The 18,721-nt window shown below is 69.1% G+C and carries 15 protein-coding genes; 9 read left to right on the forward strand and 6 right to left on the reverse strand.

Features of this window, described 5'->3' with window-relative positions; genetic code table 11:
• The first annotated feature begins 94 nt into the window (after nt 1-94).
• The 5 genes from OHB23_RS06185 to OHB23_RS06205 are packed head-to-tail and all read left to right on the forward strand — an operon-like array spanning nt 95 to nt 5,196.
• Complete coding sequence (locus tag OHB23_RS06185; protein WP_328811114.1) at nt 95-1,006, forward strand: LLM class flavin-dependent oxidoreductase; 912 nt, start codon at nt 95-97, stop codon at nt 1,004-1,006.
• Complete coding sequence (locus OHB23_RS06190; RefSeq protein WP_328811115.1) at nt 1,003-2,313, forward strand: LLM class flavin-dependent oxidoreductase; 1,311 nt, start codon at nt 1,003-1,005, stop codon at nt 2,311-2,313. Before OHB23_RS06185 ends, OHB23_RS06190 begins: the two co-directional genes overlap by 4 nt.
• Nucleotides 2,310-3,437 carry an LLM class flavin-dependent oxidoreductase gene (locus OHB23_RS06195; RefSeq protein ID WP_328811116.1) on the forward strand — a complete coding sequence of 376 codons (1,128 nt, stop codon included), beginning with the start codon at nt 2,310-2,312 and terminating at the stop codon, nt 3,435-3,437. Before OHB23_RS06190 ends, OHB23_RS06195 begins: the two co-directional genes overlap by 4 nt.
• Nucleotides 3,434-4,228 carry a DUF1684 domain-containing protein gene (locus tag OHB23_RS06200; protein WP_328811117.1) on the forward strand — a complete coding sequence of 265 codons (795 nt, stop codon included), beginning with the start codon at nt 3,434-3,436 and terminating at the stop codon, nt 4,226-4,228. The genes OHB23_RS06195 and OHB23_RS06200 overlap by 4 nt, the downstream gene beginning before the upstream one ends.
• The gene (locus OHB23_RS06205) at nt 4,225-5,196 is read left to right on the forward strand and encodes an isopenicillin N synthase family dioxygenase (protein WP_328811118.1); all 972 of its coding nucleotides are present in this window, start codon (nt 4,225-4,227) and stop codon (nt 5,194-5,196) included. Before OHB23_RS06200 ends, OHB23_RS06205 begins: the two co-directional genes overlap by 4 nt.
• Here OHB23_RS06205 and OHB23_RS06210 read toward each other — a convergent pair.
• Nucleotides 5,186-5,956, reverse strand: coding sequence for a 2-phosphosulfolactate phosphatase (locus OHB23_RS06210; RefSeq protein WP_222646309.1), 771 nt, complete (start codon nt 5,954-5,956; stop codon nt 5,186-5,188). The genes OHB23_RS06205 and OHB23_RS06210 overlap by 11 nt on opposite strands.
• Entirely contained in the window at nt 5,953-6,612 is a 660-nt protein-coding gene (locus OHB23_RS06215) for a DUF998 domain-containing protein (RefSeq protein ID WP_328811119.1), read from the reverse strand. The genes OHB23_RS06210 and OHB23_RS06215 overlap by 4 nt, the downstream gene beginning before the upstream one ends.
• 80 nt (nt 6,613-6,692) lie before the next feature.
• On the opposite strand from OHB23_RS06215, the gene OHB23_RS06220 reads away from it, so the two are divergent.
• Entirely contained in the window at nt 6,693-8,039 is a 1,347-nt protein-coding gene (locus tag OHB23_RS06220; RefSeq protein WP_328811120.1) for an HNH endonuclease signature motif containing protein, read from the forward strand.
• On the opposite strand, the gene OHB23_RS06225 is transcribed toward OHB23_RS06220, so the two are convergent.
• Nucleotides 8,021-9,841, reverse strand: a complete 1,821-nt coding sequence (locus OHB23_RS06225) for an FAD/NAD(P)-binding protein (protein WP_328811121.1) — start codon at nt 9,839-9,841, stop codon at nt 8,021-8,023. The two genes, OHB23_RS06220 and OHB23_RS06225, sit on opposite strands and share 19 nt — an antisense overlap.
• Before the next feature lie 255 nt (nt 9,842-10,096).
• Between OHB23_RS06225 and fgd the strand changes: the two genes are divergently transcribed.
• Nucleotides 10,097-11,110: a glucose-6-phosphate dehydrogenase (coenzyme-F420) gene (gene fgd, locus OHB23_RS06230; protein WP_027506222.1), complete on the forward strand. Its 1,014-nt coding sequence runs from the start codon at nt 10,097-10,099 to the stop codon at nt 11,108-11,110.
• On the opposite strand, the gene OHB23_RS06235 is transcribed toward fgd, so the two are convergent.
• Nucleotides 11,070-11,537 (reverse strand): MarR family winged helix-turn-helix transcriptional regulator, encoded by a 468-nt coding sequence (locus OHB23_RS06235; RefSeq protein WP_328811122.1) that lies wholly within the window; start codon nt 11,535-11,537, stop codon nt 11,070-11,072. The genes fgd and OHB23_RS06235 overlap by 41 nt on opposite strands.
• Complete coding sequence (locus OHB23_RS06240; protein WP_328811598.1) at nt 11,530-12,936, reverse strand: DHA2 family efflux MFS transporter permease subunit; 1,407 nt, start codon at nt 12,934-12,936, stop codon at nt 11,530-11,532. Before OHB23_RS06240 ends, OHB23_RS06235 begins: the two co-directional genes overlap by 8 nt.
• A 159-nt stretch (nt 12,937-13,095) precedes the next feature.
• Between OHB23_RS06240 and pta the strand changes: the two genes are divergently transcribed.
• Together pta and OHB23_RS06250 are read left to right on the forward strand one after the other, a co-directional pair.
• Nucleotides 13,096-15,213 carry a phosphate acetyltransferase gene (gene pta / locus OHB23_RS06245; protein ID WP_328811123.1) on the forward strand — a complete coding sequence of 706 codons (2,118 nt, stop codon included), beginning with the start codon at nt 13,096-13,098 and terminating at the stop codon, nt 15,211-15,213.
• Complete coding sequence (locus OHB23_RS06250; protein WP_328811124.1) at nt 15,210-16,397, forward strand: acetate kinase; 1,188 nt, start codon at nt 15,210-15,212, stop codon at nt 16,395-16,397. Before pta ends, OHB23_RS06250 begins: the two co-directional genes overlap by 4 nt.
• Here OHB23_RS06250 and OHB23_RS06255 read toward each other — a convergent pair whose 3' ends face one another.
• The gene (locus OHB23_RS06255) at nt 16,398-18,719 is read right to left on the reverse strand and encodes a serine/threonine-protein kinase (protein WP_328811125.1); all 2,322 of its coding nucleotides are present in this window, start codon (nt 18,717-18,719) and stop codon (nt 16,398-16,400) included. It abuts the gene before it with no gap.
• Nucleotides 18,720-18,721: the final 2 nt, after the last annotated feature.

Raw genomic sequence — 18,721 nt, forward strand, 5'->3', positions numbered from 1 at the left:
ACATTCCCCTCCGATCTCTGCGATTCCAACCCGTGTGCCGGGTGCGGATCCCTCCTAACCTCGGGTGTCCGGGGGCGATACGAGGGAGCGCACGATGACCAGGACGGTGACACTCGGCTTCGACATCGGGGTCGGTTCGGCCGACGGACGAGCCGTGGCCGCCACGGTGACCGCGGCCGAGAACGCAGGATTCGGCTACGTCACGTTCGACGACGGCGATCTGGCGACGGGTGGTGTCGACGCCGTCACGCGCGCGGCCTTCGTCGCCGCGACCACCAGCACGGTGGGCCTCGTCGCCACCGCCAGCACCACCTACGCGGAGCCGTTCCATCTGTCGTCGCAGCTCGCGTCGTTGGACTACGCGTCCCGCGGCCGGGCGGGTTGGGTGGCATCCCGGTCGCTGGCACCCGACGTCGCGGCAGCATGGGGTCGCGAAGTCGTCTCGGCCGATACCGATCTGGTTCGTGAACAGCGTGATTCGGTGACCGTGGCGCGTGGACTGTGGGACTCGTGGGAGGACGACGCGGTGATCCGCGACTTCCCGACGGGCCGGTTCCTGAACCAGCAGAAGCTGCACTACGTCGACTTCGTCGGGGAGGAGTACTCGGTGAAGGGCCCCGCGATCGTGCCTCGCCCGCCGCAGGGTCAGGTGGTGGTGTTCGGCCGATTCGGCGAGATCGACGCCGATCTGCTCGACGTCGTCCTCGTGGAGAACGAAGCGGACGCGCGCGCGGTGACCGGGGCGCACGTCGTTCTCGACGTCGAGGCCCCCGGAAGCCCGACGGCCGCAGCGGCTCTCGTCGAGCGCATTGCTGCCCTCGACGACGCGATCGGCGGGATCAGGTTGCGTCCTGACCTGATCGACGACGATCTCCGCGTCGCCGCACGCTACGTCCTTCCTCAACTGTTCGAGCGGGACCTGGCCCATCGGCCGGTCCCGGCCACGACGCTGCGTTCCACTCTGGGCCTGGCCCGCCCGGTCAACCGATTCGAGGCTGCGCGATGACCGCTCTCTTCCGTCCCGACGCCACCGTCCACCTGGGTGTCTTCTTCCAGGGCGTCAACCACACGACGATCTGGTCGGACCCGGCCAGTGGCTCGCAGATCGACTTCGAGACGTTCCGTCGGCTGATCACGACCGCCGAGCGCGGACTGTTCGACGCGTTCTTCCTCGGTGAAGGGCTGCGGCTACGCGAGCAGGGCGGCAAGATCCTCGACCTGGACATCGCCGGTCGTCCCGACGCCATCACACAGTTGGCGGCGCTCGCCGGCATCACCACGAACATCGGACTGGTAGCCACCCAGAACACCACCTACAACGAACCGGTGGACCTCGCGCGTCGACTGTCGGGACTGGACGTGCTGTCCGGTGGTCGCGCCGGCTGGAACGTCGTGACGACCGACAACGCGTGGACGGGCGAGAACTTCCGACGCGGCGGCTACCTCGACCACGCGGACCGCTACGTGCGCGCCGGAGAGTTCCTCGACGTCGCCAGAGCCCTGTGGAACGCAGGAGGCACGCCCGACTCCGTGCGCATCCAGTCCTCGCAGTTCGACATCGCCTCTGCTGCACCGATTCCCCGCAGTCCGCAGGACCACCCGGTGATCTTCCAGGCGGGAGATTCCAGCACCGGTCGCGACTTCGCCGCCCAGCACGCCGACGTGATCTTCTCCGCGCACGGCACCCACTTCGACGACGCACTCGACTTCGCGAACGACATCCGCGCGCGACTCGTGGCCCGAGGGAGACCGGACGACGACATCAAGATCCTGCCCGGCACGCAGATCGTCCTCGCGGACCACGAGCGGGACGTGGACGAGAAGGTGCGCTGGGTCAAGGAGGGTCAGTTCACCGGCCCGACGACGCTGTCGATCGCCGGCCAGGTGTGGGGGCGCGATCTGTCCGATCGTGATCCCGACGGACCACTCCCCACCGAGGATCCGATCGTCAGTGGCGTCGTCGGTGCTCGTGGCTCGGCGTTCAACGGCATCGACGTGGATGCACGCGTGCGGGAATGGCGGTCGCTCGCCGAGGCGAAGAACCTGTCGCTGCGGCAGGTCGTCATCGAGACGTCGGCGCGTACCGGATTCGCGGGTACGCCGAGCCAGGTCGCGGACGAGCTCACCCGGTGGGTCCGCGGAGGGGCGAGCGACGGCTTCAACATCACGCCGTACCTCGTGCCGAGCGGGCTCGACGACATCGTCGACAAGCTGGTTCCCGAACTGCAGGAACGTGGTTCGTACCCAGCCGCCTACGGGGGGTCGACCTTGCGGGAGCACCTCGGACTACGTCGACCCAGCAGCGGCGAGTGAGATTCCACTGGTTCCTCCCCACCGGGGGTGACGACGAGAGGCTCGGTGCGCGCTCGCACGGAGTCGCCATCGGCGGTGGGGGCGCCTCGGCAGCGGGTGCGGGACATCGGGACGCGACACTCGACTACCTGACCGAATTGGCCGTGACCGTCGAGGAACTCGGTTTCGAGGCAGTGCTCACTCCGACGGGCGGACACTGCGAGGACGCGTGGTTGGTCACCGCGGCGCTGATCCCGGCGACCACTCGTCTGAAGTTCCTGGTGGCGTTCCGGCCGGGCCAGGTCTCGCCCGTGACGTCGGCGCAGATGGTCAGTACATTCCATCGACTGTCCGGTGGCCGAGTGCTCCTCAACGTGGTGGTCGGGGGCGACGACGTCGAGCAGCGGTCCTACGGCGACCGTCTGGCGAAGGAGGGCCGCTACGCGCGGGCGGGTGAGTTCCTCGGCATCGCGCGCGCCGTCTCCGACGGCCGGCCGGTGCGGCCGTCCGGCGACCACTACGCTGTGGACCGACCGAACGGCGGCGGTTTCGGCGGGCATCCTCCGGTGCCGCTTCCCGACGTCTATCTCGGCGGATCATCGGACGCCGCACTGGATGTCGCCGCCGAGCATGCCGACGTCTTTCTCACGTGGGGCGAGTCTCCCGAGGCGGTGGCCGAGAAGATCTCCCACGTGCGGGAGCGTGCGGCTGCCCGCGGCCGCACCCTGCGTGCCGGACTGCGGATGCACGTGATCACCCGCGAGCGCGCGAAAGATGCGTGGGCTCGAGCCGAGGACCTGATCGCCGATGTCGACGACGCGACCGTCCGGACCCGACAGGCGCAACTGGGCGCCGTGGAATCGGAAGGCCAGCGACGCATGTTGGCGTTGCACGGCGGTGATCGTCGGAACCTGGTGGTGGGCCCCAACCTGTGGGCGGGCATCGGTCTCGTCCGCGGCGGCGCCGGCACCGCGCTGGTCGGCAGCCACGACGAGGTGGTGGCCCGCATCGAGGAGTATCGCGAGGCAGGTGTCGACGAGATCATCCTGTCGGGGTACCCCCATCTCGAGGAGGCACGTCACGTCGGCGACGGTGTCCTCGGCAGAATCGCATCGTCACCGTCCGAGAAGGAGTACGCATCATGACAACATCCGTCACCACGTTCGAGCAGGACTGGGCTGCATGGCATTCCGATCGCGAGGAGTACTTCCGCGATCCGTTGGGCTGGGTCGCGCTCACAGGTCTGTACTGGTTGACCGAGACCGACGCGTCCGTGGGAGATCTGCCCGGTGTGTGGCGCGCCGACGACGACACTCTGCACGTCACCGCGAGCACGGGCGACGGGTTGTCGGTCGACGGGGTGGTCGTGGACGGGACTGTCGCTCTGCACCCCGTCGAGGGGGCTCCCGGCCTCCTCGTGGCCGCCGGTGAGCGGCGCGTCGAGGTGATTCGCCGTACCGGCTCGGTGGCCCTGCGCGTGCACGACCCCGCGGCCCCCACCTTGGCGTCGTTCGGCGGGATCCCCACCTTCGCACCCGACGAGAAGTGGCGCGTGAGTGGCACGTTCACGCCGTACGACTCCGAGCGCACGGTCACCACCGCGGCCGTCGTCGAGGGTCTGGAGCACCACCACGCCGGGCTGGGCGTCATCGACTTCACGCTCGGGAACGCACCGCAACAGTTCGTCGCATTCCGAGGGAAGGCGGACGGCTTCCACATCCTCTTCACCGACGAGACCAGCGGCGTGAGCACCTACCCCGCGTGCCGGTCCCTCGCCGTCGGCGATGCGGACGCCGACGGCCTGGTGACACTGGACTTCAACCGCGCGTCCAACCTGCCGTGCGCCCTCACCGACTACGCGACGTGCCCGGTGGCGCCTCCCGAGAACCGGCTGACCGTCGCGGTGGAGGCCGGCGAGAAGCTTCCGATCAGGTGACAGCTCTGCCCGTTCTCGACATGTCGAGAACGGATGTCGACGGGTTTCGCTCGGCATTGCGCGAGGCCACCCACGACCACGGCTTCTTCCACCTGACCGGTCATGGTGTCGACCCCGAGCTCGTGTCGACGGTCCTGTCGCTGGCGCGCACTTTCTTCGCGCTGCCGGCGGACGCCAAGGACGAGATCAGTCAACTGAACTCGCCCCAGTTCCGCGGCTACAGTCGGCTCGGCGGCGAGCTGACCAACGGCGCCGTCGATTGGCGAGAGCAGATCGACATCGGTCCGGAGCGCGAGGTGATTCCCGCGGCGCAGGGATACTGGAACCTGCAGGGCCCCAACCAGTGGCCGTCCGCGCTACCCGAACTGCGTCCCGCGTTCGAGGCCTGGGACGCCGCCCTGTCGGACGTCGGGCTGCGGCTGCTCCGACACTGGGCAGTCTCCCTCGGCGCGGCCGTGGACACATTCGATGCCGCCTTCGCCGAGCTCCCCGCGACGTTGATCAAGGTGGTGCGGTATCCCGGCAGCACCGAGAACCCGCAGGGGGTGGGCGCGCACAAGGACTCGGGGGTGCTGACGTTGCTTCTCGTGGAGCCGGAGTCGACCGGCTTGCAGGTGGAGCTGCGCGGCGGCGAGTGGATCGACGTACCGCCCGTGGCCGGCGCGTTCATCGTCAACGTCGGGGAACTGCTCGAGGTCGCGACGGGTGGGTACCTGCGTGCCACTCGGCATCGCGTCCTCGCGCCGACGCCTGGCACGGACCGGGTGTCCGTTCCCTACTTCCTCAGCCCCGCACTGGATGCGCGCGTGCCGCTCATCGACCTTCCACCCGAGTTGGCGGCGCGGTCCCGGGGCGTCGACACTGATCCGGACAACCCCCTCTTCCGGACCTACGGCGAGAACGCGTGGAAATCGCGTACCCGTGCACACCCGGACGTGGCCGAGAAGCACCACGGGATCAGGCGCTGAGGCCGCCGCTCGCAGCATCGACGAAGATCCCCTGACGGAGAATCGGAACGCCGGCGCTCTCCCCGACCTCCGCTGCCACCGCGACATCGCCGTCGAATCCGAGGGCGATCAGCTCGCGACCGGAACTGCAGTCACGCAGTGCCGTCGACGGATCATCGGCCACCGCCGTCCAGGCTGCCTGCGCCGCGTCGGCCTCGGGAGACGGGTCGAGAAGACGCCCGACGGCCGCGAGTGCCGCGACGACTGCACCCGCTCCCCAGAAGTCCTCGATCGCGGGGCGTAGCGATCCGTCCGGCCATCTCTCGCCCGCAGCGATGATCGCCACGGAGTCGTCCGGTCCCGCGGTGCGCGCGATCCAGTGCGCGATCGCCGTCGCCGTGCGCAGGGACGCCGCTGCCAGGACGGGTGTCGCCGCCAGCGCCTCGGCGATGGTCGATCCGTTGGGTGACGGAAGAACGAGCCGGGCGGGCACGTCGCGCGCGGACCGGATCGATCCGGGGGACAATGTGATGCGGCCCGGAGCCGATTGCGAGCGGCGGAACGCCACGGACGCGTCGTGACGTCGGGCGACCTCCTCGGTGTCGGCGCCCGCGTGCGGGACGACGCCGATCCCTCGGTCGAGAGCGACACTCACCGTGGTGGTGAACGACAGGACGTCCACGATCACGGCGATGTCGGCGTCCGACGCGATCGCCTCGGCTCCGCGCAGGCCCCAGTCCACCCGGGTGCGATGTCGCCGCTGACGGTGCTCGGGGTTCACGGCTGCTCGGCCAGCTCGGTGCCCCGCAGCTCGTAGGACTTCAGTGCCCAGTACACGCCGAAGGTCATGACTGCGACCGCTTCCACCACCAGTACCGCGAGCGCGCCCTGGCGGAGGACGAGCACCAGGGCGAGCGCCGACGCCGGAGCGACGACGACCACGACCGCCACGACTCGATAGGCTCTGCGGTAGCGGCGGATTCGCCGTTCGGAGTCCCGGGACGGATCCAGGGTGTCGTCCGCGCACCGCCAGACCGACACCGCGAAGCTGACGAAGAAGGCCACGGCGGCGACGGCGTGGACCGTCATACGCAGGCCGAAGTCGCTCTGCCCCGGCGGATCCGTGGGCACGAGCGCGACGACGACGAGGAAGGCGCCGGCCGCGTTCAGCAGTCCGTTCTCGAGCGTCCCGTGACCGCGGTAGCAGATCAACGCGGTACCGGTCCCGGAGAGCACTCCGACGAACACGTCGCGGGCCGGGCTGTAGTAGTACTCGCTCATCGATCCGAGCACGGGAAGGTCGGGATCGAGCAGCGACCAGGCGACGAGCAGGAGAGGCAACCCGACGGCCATGATCGCCATCGCCGCGCGCAACGCGAAATACGTGCCGACGATGTGCTCGGCGAGCGGGTCGGACCAGGCGCGGAGCGGGCTCATGGGCTCGACTCTACGGCGCGCGGAGGGTGTCGGACCCTCGAGTTACCTTCTGCAGGAATCGAGGATCCGGGGGGAGATCGATGAACGACACGGTAGAGCTGCACCCACCGTCGGTGGACGAGATACGGCTGTTCACAGCGCGTTTGGGGCTGGTGGAGGACGGCGGGTCGGCGCGGGAAGGAATCGATGCCGTGACGGCCATCGAAGCCCTGAAGTGCGTGGGCGCGGCGACGCAGGCGGTAGTGACCGCCGGGGTGGCAGCGAGCGTTCGAGCCGATAGGCGTGATCGCGGGCTGCCGAGGAAGCAGTGGGATCTCGGGATCGCGTCACAGGTGGGTCTGGCACGTCGCGAGTCACACCGGCGTGGTGGCACATACCTCGGACTCGCACGGGCACTGGTGCACGAGATGCCGTACACCCTGCAGTCGATGCGCGAAGGCCGCCTGAGCGAGTACCGCGCGATGCTGCTGGTGCGGGAGACGGCGCACCTCACCGTGGCGGACCGGCGGGAGGTCGATCGCCGGTTGTGCGCCGACGCCTCGACGTTGGAAGGGAAGGGCGACAAGCAGGTGGTCGCGCTCGCGGTGGCCGCGGCGGTCGAGCTCGATGCCGCGGCCGTGGTGCGGAGGAACGCGCGTGCGGCTGCGCAGCGCCGCGTGAGCGTGCGTCCGGCTCCGGATTTCATGGGATACGCGACGGCGCTGCTGCCGATGGACAAGGCGGTGTGCGTGTACGCCACGTTGCGCCGAGACGCGGACGCGCTCGTCGCAGCCGGCCGTGCCGAGGGTCGAACGCGTGATCAGGTGATGGCGGACCTGTTGTTCGAGCGTGTGACCGGGGGAGATGCAGCGGCGGGTCCCCCGGTGGCGGTGCAGCTGGTCATGTCCGACGAGTCGTTGCTCGCCGGCGGTGACGAGGCCGCGCACGTTCCCGGCTACGGCATGGTTCCCGCCGAAGTGGCCCGCCGTGCGGTGGCCGACCGCATCGACGGCGGGAGTGTCGGTGCGACCCTGCGGCGGCTCTACGCCGTCCCGTCGACGGGACAGCTCACGGCGATGGACTCGACGGCGCGTGTGTTCCCGGCGGGACTCGGTCACTACATCGACGTCCGCGACCGGACGTGCCGCACACCGTGGTGCGATGCGCCGATCCGACACCACGACCACATACGCCCCTTCAGGTTCGGTGGCCCGACGACGGCGGAGAACGGCATGGGACTGTGCGCCGCCTGCAATTACGCGAAGGACGCGGAGGGGTGGGAGGCCCAGCGGGTCGTCGAGCACGTCGACGGCGGCCACATCGTCAGATTCCGGACGCCGACGGGCCACACCTACGACTCGGCTCCGCCGGCAGTACCGTTGCCGCTTCCCACCACGATGGTGGAGACGCAGCTGTACGAGCTGCTCGTTCAGCGTCGAGCCGGGTGAGACACAGCACGGTGGCCGGCCACGAGATCCGCGGCGATCGCGTCGTTGTGCCGGAAGAAGCCGGCGTCGATGCCGGGCCGGGCGAAGGCGCCGGACCAGGCGTGGCCCGCCACCCACATTCCCACCGCGTACCGATGGGGGTGCGCCGTGCCCGATGCGTCGATCACGCGGGACGAGCCGTCGACGGCCAGTTTGGCCGGACTCGTCGGAGACGCACTCACCTCGCGGACCTCACCGCGCTCGTGCAGCGATCGCAGCAGGGCGTCGGCGCTGCGCGAGATGGACGCGCTGGGCAGTCGGGCTTCGATGAGCGTCCGCGCTCGCACCACGTCGTGGTGCACGTGCGAGGTCGCCCGGAAGCCGTCACCGTCCGCCTCGAACCGCACCTCGGGGCCGAGGTAGCGAATGACTCCGGCGCGGCCGAGTGCGAGCAGCTGCTCCAGGCGCTCGGGCGGGGGACCGCTCGCGAGGAAGCTGAAGAAGGAATGCAGCTGTCCCTCCACCTGCGACGCGACGTCGTCCGGGCGCAGTCGCTCTGTCCGAACGAGCTCTCCCACAGTCCGATACACCGACAGCAGGGCCGAGAACACGGCGGCGTCCGCGCTGAAGCGGGGGTCGCGCCGTCGTGCCAGGTCTGCCTCGATGTAGCGGTGCACCTGCTCTGCGGCATCGGCCGCCGAGTCGAATCGGGCGTGCCGCAGGGGTCGGTCGAGCGTGTCGACGTCGAAGTGGTCCTCGGGATCGGGGACCAGTCGTTCGACCAGTTCACCGACTGCACGGGCGCCGTCACGGCCCAGGGCGGTCTCGAGTTCGATGAACGGCCCGCGGACACGGTCGGGGTGGGAGCGGAACAGCTCGTGATAGTGCGCCCACGCAAGTTCCGCGACCGCGAGAGGCCAGACCGCCGTACGGAAGTCGAGCGTCTCCGTCCCGGGAAAAGCCTCGGGTACGAAGAACCTCGGGAGAGGCGGTGCCGCATCGGCGATGGAGTACGAGATCTTGGCGTGGTACGGAACCCCGCGTCGAGATCCGGCGTACACCAGGGGTTCCCGGCCGGAGGCCGTGTACACCAGGGTGCCGTCACCGGAGCGCGAGAAGGTGCCGCCGCGTGACTCCGCGAGCAGCACCATCCAGTCCACGAAGGCGAGACCGAGGCCCGAGATCAGGACGGGTTCGGCCTCGGGGACCAGCGCCGGGTCGAGGTCGGCTGTGTATCCCGGCCCGATGTACCGGAGATCGTGGGTCTCGGCATGGGCGGCCAATGCCTGGACGTCCGCCGGCGGCAGAGTGTCGGGTTGGCCCTGCGCCAGAACGACATCGGTCACCTCGAGCACGGTGCCGTCGTCGAGGATCAGGCGCTGGTGGACACCCCGATCCTCGATGTCGACGACGCAGGCCCGGTGCACGTGCACTCGAACACGATCCGGCCGCGCCTTCACCGCGCTCTCGAAGACGTGAGCGAGATAGTGGGACTGCAGCGACCGGGACGCGAACGACGACGGGGTGAAACGGAGAATCTCCTCCCGCAGAGCCGGATCCGTGACGAGGGTGTCCCGGTTCGCCGTCACCCACTCCGCGAGGGTGGGACCGCCCGACCCGTCGGGCAGCATGGCCACGTCCGCCGCGACGGAGTTCATCCAGAGCAGGGGGTCCTGGTTCCGTCGCCAGATCCGCCCTGCACCCGGCGGGTGGGGGTCGACGACATGGACGTCGATCGGTTCGGTCAGCTCGTCGGCCCGGCCGACGATCCGCTCGAGGATGCCGGTCGCGCGGGGTCCTCCGCCCACGAACGCGATGCTCACGAGTACGGTCCCGCCGTGAAGCCCGCAGCGCGCCGGGAATCGTCCTCGCCCCACAGCAGTGGTTCAGAACGTTCGTTCTGCACCTCGACACCCACCACAGCCTCCTCGCGCTCGTGCAACCTCCCACGGTGCCGGGCTGCCCACCTCGGTGACAGGGTTGCGCGCACTGCGATTCGAAGGCCTCGGGCGGATCGGAGGCCCCGACTGATAGACATGACGGTGACCGGGGTTCGGCGGTAGACGAGGGAGTTCGGCGTGGCACAGGAACTGAAGCTGGGATACAAGGCGTCGGCCGAGCAGTTCGGTCCACGTGAGCTCGTCGAGATCGCGGTGCAGGCGGAGGCGTCGGGCATGGACTCGGCGACCGTGAGCGACCACTTCCAGCCCTGGCGCCACGAGGGTGGCCACGCACCGTTCTCGCTGGCGTGGATGACTGCGGTCGGTGAGCGCACGAAGACTCTGCAGCTGGGCACGTCGGTGATGACCCCGACGTTCCGCTACAACCCGGCCGTCATCGCGCAGGCCTTCGCGACGATGGCGTGCCTGTACCCGAACCGGATCATGCTCGGAGTGGGTACGGGTGAGGCTCTGAACGAGATCGCCACCGGATTCGACGGTGAGTGGCCGGAGTTCAAGGAGCGGTTCGCGCGTCTGCGCGAGGCTGTGTCGCTGATGCGCGAGCTGTGGCTGGGCGATCGCGTCGACTTCGAGGGCGAGTACTACAAGACCAAGGGCGCCTCGATCTACGACGTTCCCGAGGGTGGGGTCCCGGTGTACGTGGCGGCCGGCGGCCCCGTGGTCGCGCGCTACGCCGGACGCAGCGGCGACGGCTTCATCTGTACGTCCGGCAAGGGTATGGAGCTCTACACCGACAAGTTGATCCCCGCGGTGGCGGAAGGTGCGGAGAAGATGAACCGGTCCGTGGGCGACATCGACCACATGATCGAGATCAAGATCTCGTACGACACCGATGCCGATGCGGCGCTGGAGAACACGCGCTTCTGGGCGCCGCTGTCACTGACGCCGGAGCAGAAGCACTCCATCGACGATCCGATCGAGATGGAGAAGGCCGCGGACGAGCTGCCGATCGAGCAGGTGGCGAAGCGGTGGATCGTCGCCTCCGATCCCGACGAGGCCGTCGAGAAGGTCAAGCCGTACGTCGATGCAGGCCTGAACCACCTGGTCTTCCACGCGCCGGGTCACGATCAGCGTCGGTTCCTGGAGCTGTTCAAGACCGATCTGGAGCCCCGTCTGCGCCGTCTGGGCTGACGACGCCGGAGGACACCGCGCCCGACAGGATCCGGTGCAGCACCGCGGCGTCCTCGTCGCCGAGGTCGGCGAGCGAGTCGGGTACCGGGTCGGTCATCTGCACGCGGTCCATCAGGGCGCGGCCGTCGTCGGTGATCGTGACGCGCTTGCTGCGACGATCGCTGTCGTCGACGGTGCGGCGGACGTAGCCGCGAGACTCGAGTTCGTTGACGCACACCGTGGTCGCCGGCGCGTCCATCGCCGCCGCGGTGGCCACCGCGCTCATCGTCAGCGGTCCGTCGACCAGGCGCCGCAGCACCCGTACCCGGCTGAACGGCATGTCGACCTCGGCCGCCACCCGTCGGCGCCAGGTGTCGCGGTTCTCGAAGACCAGCGAGGTCATCGCGGCCCAGGCCTCGTCTATCGGTCGGCTCCGGCGGTCAGGCACGGGCCGGCTCCGGTGTGCGGAACAGTGCGGCCACGTCGTCCGCGGTCCGCGTGGCCCGCCTGCTGGCGCTGACCAGCCCCAGACCCGCGACGATCACACCGATGGCGGCCAGAGCCCACCAGACCGTGTGTGTGGAGGCGGCGAACCCCGCGTCGATGCCGGCTGCGGCGCCCGCGGTGGTGAGGCTCCCGCACAGCGCGACGCCGATGCTGACACCGATCTGGCGGCTGGTCGACGCGACCGCCGACGCCGCACCCGCGCGATCGCGGGGCATCCCGCCGACGGCCGCGTTGGTGATGGGGGCGTTGACCAGCCCGAAGCCGACCCCGAAGATCGCGAACATGACCAGCAGTGCGCTGACGGGGGTGGTGGCGGAGAGGCGGGTGAGGGTCAGGCCGGCGACGGCGATGACCACACCGGCGATGGTCATCGAGGGGCGGGCACCCCACCGAGCCACCATCCGCCCGGACAGCGGCGAGCAGATCAGCGTGGCGAGTGCGAGCGGTAGGAAGGACGCTCCCGTGCCGATCGCGCTGAAGCCGCGCACCTCCTGCAGGTACAGCGACATGAGGAACAGGAACGCTCCGTATCCGCCGAAGGCGCACACGGCCACGATCGTCGCCGACGAGAACGGGATGCTGCGGAAGAAGCGCAGATCGATGAACGGATCGACGCGCCTGTTCTCGTAGCGGACGAACGCGACGAACGAGGCGGCGGACAGGGCGAACACCGCGAGGGTCATGGGCGACGACCATCCGAGCGAGGGACCCTCGATGAGGCCGAACACCAGGGAGGCCAGCATGACGACACCGAGCAGCTGACCGACCGGATCGAACGCGCGCACGACGGGCGACCGCGACTCGGGGACGAACACGGCGGCGAGAACGAACGCTGCGAGGCAGACCGGGATGTTGATCCAGAAGACGGACCGCCACCCGGAGATCTCGATCAACAGTCCGCCGAGCATGGGACCGAGGGCCATGGAGATGCCGACCACGGCCCCCCACATACCGATCGCCCGGGCACGCTCGGCCTTCCCGGTGAAGACCTGCGTGATGATCGACATGGCGACGGGGTTGAGCATCGACCCACCGATCGCCTGGATCATGCGGGCGAGGATGAGGACCGGGGCGGTGGGGGCGAGGCTGCAGAGCAGCGAGCCGACGGCGAAGCTGACGAGTCCGATCTGGAAGACACGGCGCCGCCCCACACGGTCCGCGGTGGTGCCGGACAGCAGCAGCAGACTGGCGAGCACCAGTGTGTAGACGTCGATGGTCCACTGGAGCTGGGACACGGATGCGCCGAGTTCGGTGCGGATGGCGGGCAGCGCGACGTTCACGATGGTGGCGTCCATCGAGACGATGAGCAGGCTGAGGCAGCACGTGGCCAGCACGATCATCTTGTGACGCTGGTCGAGACCGCCTGACGCGACAGTTGTGGGCACACAAGTATTATGCTTGCGTAGGCTAAGAAAGTGCGGAGTTGTTCCCGGGATCACAGCCCGACCGCGGGACATCGTCTCGGACGCCCGCGGCGGCGCGCCCATTAGGCTGAGACCATGGTCGCCGCGCCCGCAGACACGCCCAGCTCGCCCGTCTCCAGCATCTACATCGCGTCGCCCGAGGGGGACACCGGCAAGTCGACCATCGCGTTGGGGCTGCTGCGCATGCTCGGTGCCTCGACGGCTCGGGTCGGTGTGTTCCGGCCGATCGCTCGGTCGTCGTCCGAGACCGACTACATCCTCGAGCTCATGATCGACCACACCACCGCGGACACCACGTACGAGCAGTCGCTCGGCGTCACCTACGACGAGGTGCACGCGGATCCCGACGCCGCGCTCGCCGAGATCGTGCGCCGCTACCACGACGTCGCGTCCCAGTGCGATGCCGTGGTGATCGTGGGCAGCGACTACACCGACATCGCCAGTCCCAGCGAGCTGGGGTTCAACGCGCGCGTCGCCGTGAACCTGGGCGCCCCGGTGCTCCTCGCGCTGCGTGGCTCCGAACGCACGCCCGAGGAGATCGCCCACCTCGCCGATGTGTGTCGATCGGAACTGTCGACGCACCGCGCCCATCTGGCCGGCATCGTCGCCAACCGGTGCGATCCCGACGCGTTGGACGACGTCATCGCGCAGCTCTCGACAGAGGACGTGCCGGCGTGGGCTCTGCCCGAGGTACCGCTGCTGGTCGCACCGACCATGGACGAACTGCTGCACGCGATGAAGGGCGAACTTTACAGCGGCGATGCCGAACTGCTGCAACGGGAGGCCCTGCGCTTGATGGTCGGCGGCATGACGGCCGAGCACATTCTCGAGCGACTCACCGAGGGAGTCGTCGTCATCGCTCCGGCCGACCGCTCCGACGTCGTGCTCGCGCTCGTCAACGCCCACGAGGCCGAGGGGTTTCCGTCGCTCGCCGGCATCGTCATGAACGGCGGACTGACACCGCATCCCATGATCGCCAAGCTCATCGAGGGTCTGCAGCCCCGCCTACCGATCCTCACCACCGAACTCGGAACCTTCGACACCGCGAGTGTGGCCGCGTCCACTCGCGGGCGGGTGGCCGTCGGATCGCAACGCAAGGTCGACACGGCGCTGGCGCTCATGGAACGCCACGTCGACGCCGCCGAGATCCTGGGCCGCCTCGACGTCGCGATGCCGTCGGTGGTGACGCCGCAGATGTTCGAGTACCAGCTCATCGACCGGGCCCGCGCCGACCGCAAGCACATCGTGTTGCCCGAGGGGTCGGACGACCGGATCCTGCGCGCGGCCGGACGACTGCTGCAACGGCAGGTCGCGGACCTGACCATCCTCGGTGACGAGGCGGCGATCACGCGCAGGGCCGGGGAACTGGGGGTGGACCTGTCCGAGGCCACCGTGCTGGATCCGACGAACTCGGAGTACACGGACGACTTCGTCGCGGAGTACGTCGAGCTGCGCAAGCACAAGGGCATGACCGAGGACAAGGCCCGCGAGATCATGTCCGACATCTCGTACTTCGGAACCATGATGGTGCACAAGGGCATTGCCGACGGCATGGTCTCGGGCGCCGCGCACACCACGGCGCACACGATCAAGCCGTCCTTCGAGATCATCAAGACCATGGACGGGGTCTCGACGGTCTCGAGCATCTTCCTGATGTGTCTCGCGGACAAGGTGCTCGCCTACGGCGACTGCGCCGTGGTTCCCGACCCCACGTCGGAACAGCTCGCCGACATCGCCGTCTCGTCCGCGGCCACCGCGTCGATGTTCGGCATCGAGCCGCGGGTGGCGATGCTGAGCTACTCCACCGGCGATTCCGGATCGGGTGCCGACGTGGACAAGGTCCGGACGGCGACCGACCTCGTCCGCGACCGGGCGCCGGATCTGCTGGTGGAGGGACCGATCCAGTACGACGCGGCCATCGACCCGTCGGTGGCGAAGTCCAAACTGCCCGACTCCGAGGTGGCGGGCCGGGCGACCGTGTTCGTCTTCCCCGACCTCAACACCGGCAACAACACGTACAAGGCGGTGCAGCGCAGCGCCAACGCCGTGGCCGTGGGACCGGTCCTGCAGGGACTGCGCAAGCCCGTCAACGATCTCAGTCGAGGAGCCCTGGTGCAGGACATCGTGAACACCGTGGCGATCACCGCCATCCAGGCCCAGTCCGGTACCGACGGTCTGGAGGTCGCGAAGTGAGCACGGTGCTGGTCGTCAACTCGGGATCGTCGTCGGTGAAGTTCCAGGTGGTGGACCCCGACTCGGGACACAGCGTCCTGCAGGGCATCGTCGAGCGCATCGGGGACGCCGACGGGCGCGTGGCCGTCACCCGCGGCGACGACACGACGGAGAAGACGACCGACATCCCCGATCACGTCACGGGCCTCCGGCTGGCGTTCGAGATGATGGCCGACGCGGGACTGCCCCTGGCGGAGGCGGGCATCACGGCAGTGGGACATCGAGTGGTGCACGGCGGCACCGTCTTCAGCGAGCCCACCCTCATCGACGACTCGGTCGTGGCCACCATCGACGAGCTCAGTGCGCTGGCGCCCCTGCACAATCCGGCCAACCTGCGTGGGATCGAGGTGGCGCGCCGGGAGCTGCCCGACGTGCCGCAGGTCGCCGTGTTCGACACGGCGTTCTTCCACACCCTCCCCGCCGCCGCCTCGACGTACGCCATCGATGCGGCCACCGCCGCCGAACACGACATCAAGCGGTACGGGATGCACGGCACGTCCCACGAGTACGTGAGTGGCCGTGTGGCAGAGCATCTGGGACGGTCGCCGTCGGACGTGAACCAGATCGTGCTGCACCTCGGCAACGGCGCCTCGGCATCGGCCGTGCGCGGCGGCGTCGCGGTGGACACGTCCATGGGCCTCACCCCGCTCGAGGGGCTCGTGATGGGAACCCGCAGCGGCGACATCGATCCCGGCATCGTGATGCACCTGCGGCGCAGTGCCGACATGGACGTCGATGCCATCGACGAACTGCTCAACCGCCGCTCCGGTATCAAGGGATTGAGTGGTGTCACCGACTTCCGTGAGCTCCGGCGCCTCATCGACGACGGTGACGAGGCCGCGGCCCTGGCCTTCGACGTGTACGTCCATCGCCTGCGGCGCTATCTCGGCGCGTACATGATCGAGCTGGGCCACGTGGATGTCGTCACGTTCACCGCCGGCGTGGGCGAGAATTCGGCCGAGGTGCGCGCAGCGGCCCTGGCGGACCTCGAGATGTACGGGATCGAGCTGGACGAGGAGCGTAATGCCGAGTGCGGCAAGGGAATCCGTGTCATCTCGACGGACGATTCCCCGGTGACGGTCCTCGTGGTACCCACCAACGAGGAGTTGGCCATCGCCCGCGCCGCGGTGGCCCTGATCGGCTGATCAGAAGAGGGACTTGGGCCGCACCGCGTTGGCCAGGTCCACCAGGGCGAAGCGGTGCGACCGGGTGCGCGCGGTCCGGGCGAGGGATCGCAGGGCGGTCTCGGCGCCCGTACGGAGGCCGTCCCGCGTGAAGGGCACGCCGAGCAGCGGCACCGTGGACTCGGGCGTGTGCCCGGATTCCATCCATTCGAGCGCGGTGCCCAGGACGACCGTCCGCAGTTGCAGCGCACGGGGTTCGCGCGCCGGCAGCGCCTCGACGCGCCGCGCCGCCTCGTAGAGCGCACCCTCGTCCATGTCGGCCGCGGAGCCGGAGAGCAGTGTGAGTACGCCGGTCATCCGTGCCATCGAGTAGTGCCGTGACGTGGCGGGCACCAGATCGAGAGTCATGATGGCGTCGAGCAGCGCACCCCGTTCCGCGAGCCTGCGGGCGAGACCGAACGCGGCGCTGACGATGGTGCGATCGGTCCGCCACACCGTGGTGTACATCGTCTCGGCCAGGGCGCACCACGTGTCGTGGCCGTCGTCGGAGGTCTGCTGCGCCAACAGTTCCGCCGTCGCCGCGAGCGCGAGCTTGGGTGCGACCTCGCCGGGCATCGCGGAGAGCACCGAGTCGAACTTGTCGGCGGCGTCGACGAAGTTACGGCACAGCAGCGCGATGGTGCCGCGGTGCCAGTCGACACGCCAGTTGCCCGTCACGTCGTCCAGCCTGCGCATCACCTCCGCGGCCGAATCTCCCTCGCCCAGATCGAGATACGCGCGGGCCTCGGTCAGCACCGCTTCCACGGACCCGACGGAGTCGTCGCCCACGGTGCGATCGAGGCCGTTCTCGCGGGCAAGGCGCAGCGAGTCGAGCGTCTGGTGCGGTTCGCTGTGCACGGCCGCGGCGATGAGCTGCGCGCTCGGGTCCGACGTGTCGATCAGGGGGACCGGAAGCGCGGCCACCACGTCGCGCGGATCCAGCCTGGCCACGCGGTGCCGTCCGTCGATGTACACGTCGGTGACGGCGACCTGCTCGTCGGTGCCGAAGGTGGTGCGCTGCGGGCTGAACACCGACGAGAGCGACGGGTGGCTGTCACCCGTCTGCTGCGAGAGGATTTCGCGCAGAACACCACTGAGCTGACTCGCCGCCTCGTCGGCGCTGCGGAACCGGGTGAGCGGGTCGGCGGCCGTCGCGCGTCGGAGAAGCCGGGCGAAGAACTGGTACTCCTGCAGGACGGGCGCGTCCTCCGGGATGCCGTCCACGTACCGCCCGTGCTCCGAGGCGATCTCGAGCGTCAGGACCGCGAGAGTGCGCCCCACGGTGAAGATGTCGGACGCCACCGTGGGTCCGGTCCGCACGATCTCCGGTGCCTGGTATCCGGCCGTGCCGTAGAGGTACCCGTAGTCCTCGAGCTGGCTCACCGCGCCCAGGTCGATCAGCTTGATCTGGTCCTGCGTCACCATGACGTTCTCGGGTTTCAGATCGTTGTACGCCAGACCGATGGAGTGCAGGTAGGCCAGCGCGGGCATCACCTCGAGGAGGTAGGCGATGGCTTCCTGCACAGGCAGTTTCGTGCGCGTCGGGTTGTCGGTCATGATCTGGCGCAGCGTGCGACCGCCGACGTACTCCATGACGATGTACCCCGTCGACGACGGCGCCTCCTGCGAGCCGGGCGCGAGGGGGCGGGGGTGCTCCACGAAGTTGTAGATCTTGACGATGCCGGGGTGGGTCACCTCGGCGAGGAACTGGCGTTCCGCCATCGCCACCGCGTGTGCCTCGGCGTTGCCGAAGTGCAGCAGGCCCTTGAGCACGACCCAGCGATCGCTGACGTTGCGATCGATGGCGAGGTAGATCCACCCGAGTCCGCCGTGCGCGATACACCCCTGCACCTCGTACTGCCCGGCCACCATCTCACCGGGTTCGAGCAGCGGGGAGAAGTCGAAATGCGTTCCGCACCTGTCGCAGTCACCCGACGGATGGGCGGGCCGGCCGTCGACGCTCCGCCCGACGGGGGCGTTGCACTTCCAGCAGAACCGCTTGCTCTCCGGGACGCGGGGGTCCGACATGACAGCGGTCGCGGGATCGACCTCGGGAATGCGCGGCAGTTCCACCAGCCCACCACCGAGGCGACGACGCTTACCGGTCCGTACCCGGCGGCTCGGCCGGGAGGTGCGCCCGGTGGTGTCCTCGCGCAGCGCGGCCCGCGTCGCGTCGTCCTCCTCCGGGCGCACCGAGGCCCTCGTCGCGTCGGAGTCGTGCTCGCGCAGGGCGGCGCGGGTGGCGTCGGGATCCTCGTCGCGCAACGAGGCCCGGGTCGCCTCGAGATCGGGTTCGGTACTCATGA

The organism is Rhodococcus sp. NBC_00294, assembly GCF_036163995.1.
Lineage (GTDB): Bacteria > Actinomycetota > Actinomycetes > Mycobacteriales > Mycobacteriaceae > Rhodococcoides.

Bases quoted from the DNA above. Each gene is read 5' to 3' on its own strand.
- OHB23_RS06185 (WP_328811114.1), top strand. From the start codon at position 95: ATGACCAGGACGGTGACACTCGGCTTCGACATCGGGGTCGGTTCGGCC.
- OHB23_RS06190 (WP_328811115.1), top strand. From the start codon at position 1,003: ATGACCGCTCTCTTCCGTCCCGACGCCACCGTCCACCTGGGTGTCTTC.
- OHB23_RS06200 (WP_328811117.1), top strand. From the start codon at position 3,434: ATGACAACATCCGTCACCACGTTCGAGCAGGACTGGGCTGCATGGCAT.
- OHB23_RS06215 (WP_328811119.1), bottom strand. From the start codon at position 6,612: ATGAGCCCGCTCCGCGCCTGGTCCGACCCGCTCGCCGAGCACATCGTC.
- OHB23_RS06220 (WP_328811120.1), top strand. From the start codon at position 6,693: ATGAACGACACGGTAGAGCTGCACCCACCGTCGGTGGACGAGATACGG.
- OHB23_RS06240 (WP_328811598.1), bottom strand. From the start codon at position 12,936: ATGATCGTGCTGGCCACGTGCTGCCTCAGCCTGCTCATCGTCTCGATG.
- pta (WP_328811123.1), top strand. From the start codon at position 13,096: ATGGTCGCCGCGCCCGCAGACACGCCCAGCTCGCCCGTCTCCAGCATC.
- OHB23_RS06255 (WP_328811125.1), bottom strand. From the start codon at position 18,719: ATGAGTACCGAACCCGATCTCGAGGCGACCCGGGCCTCGTTGCGCGAC.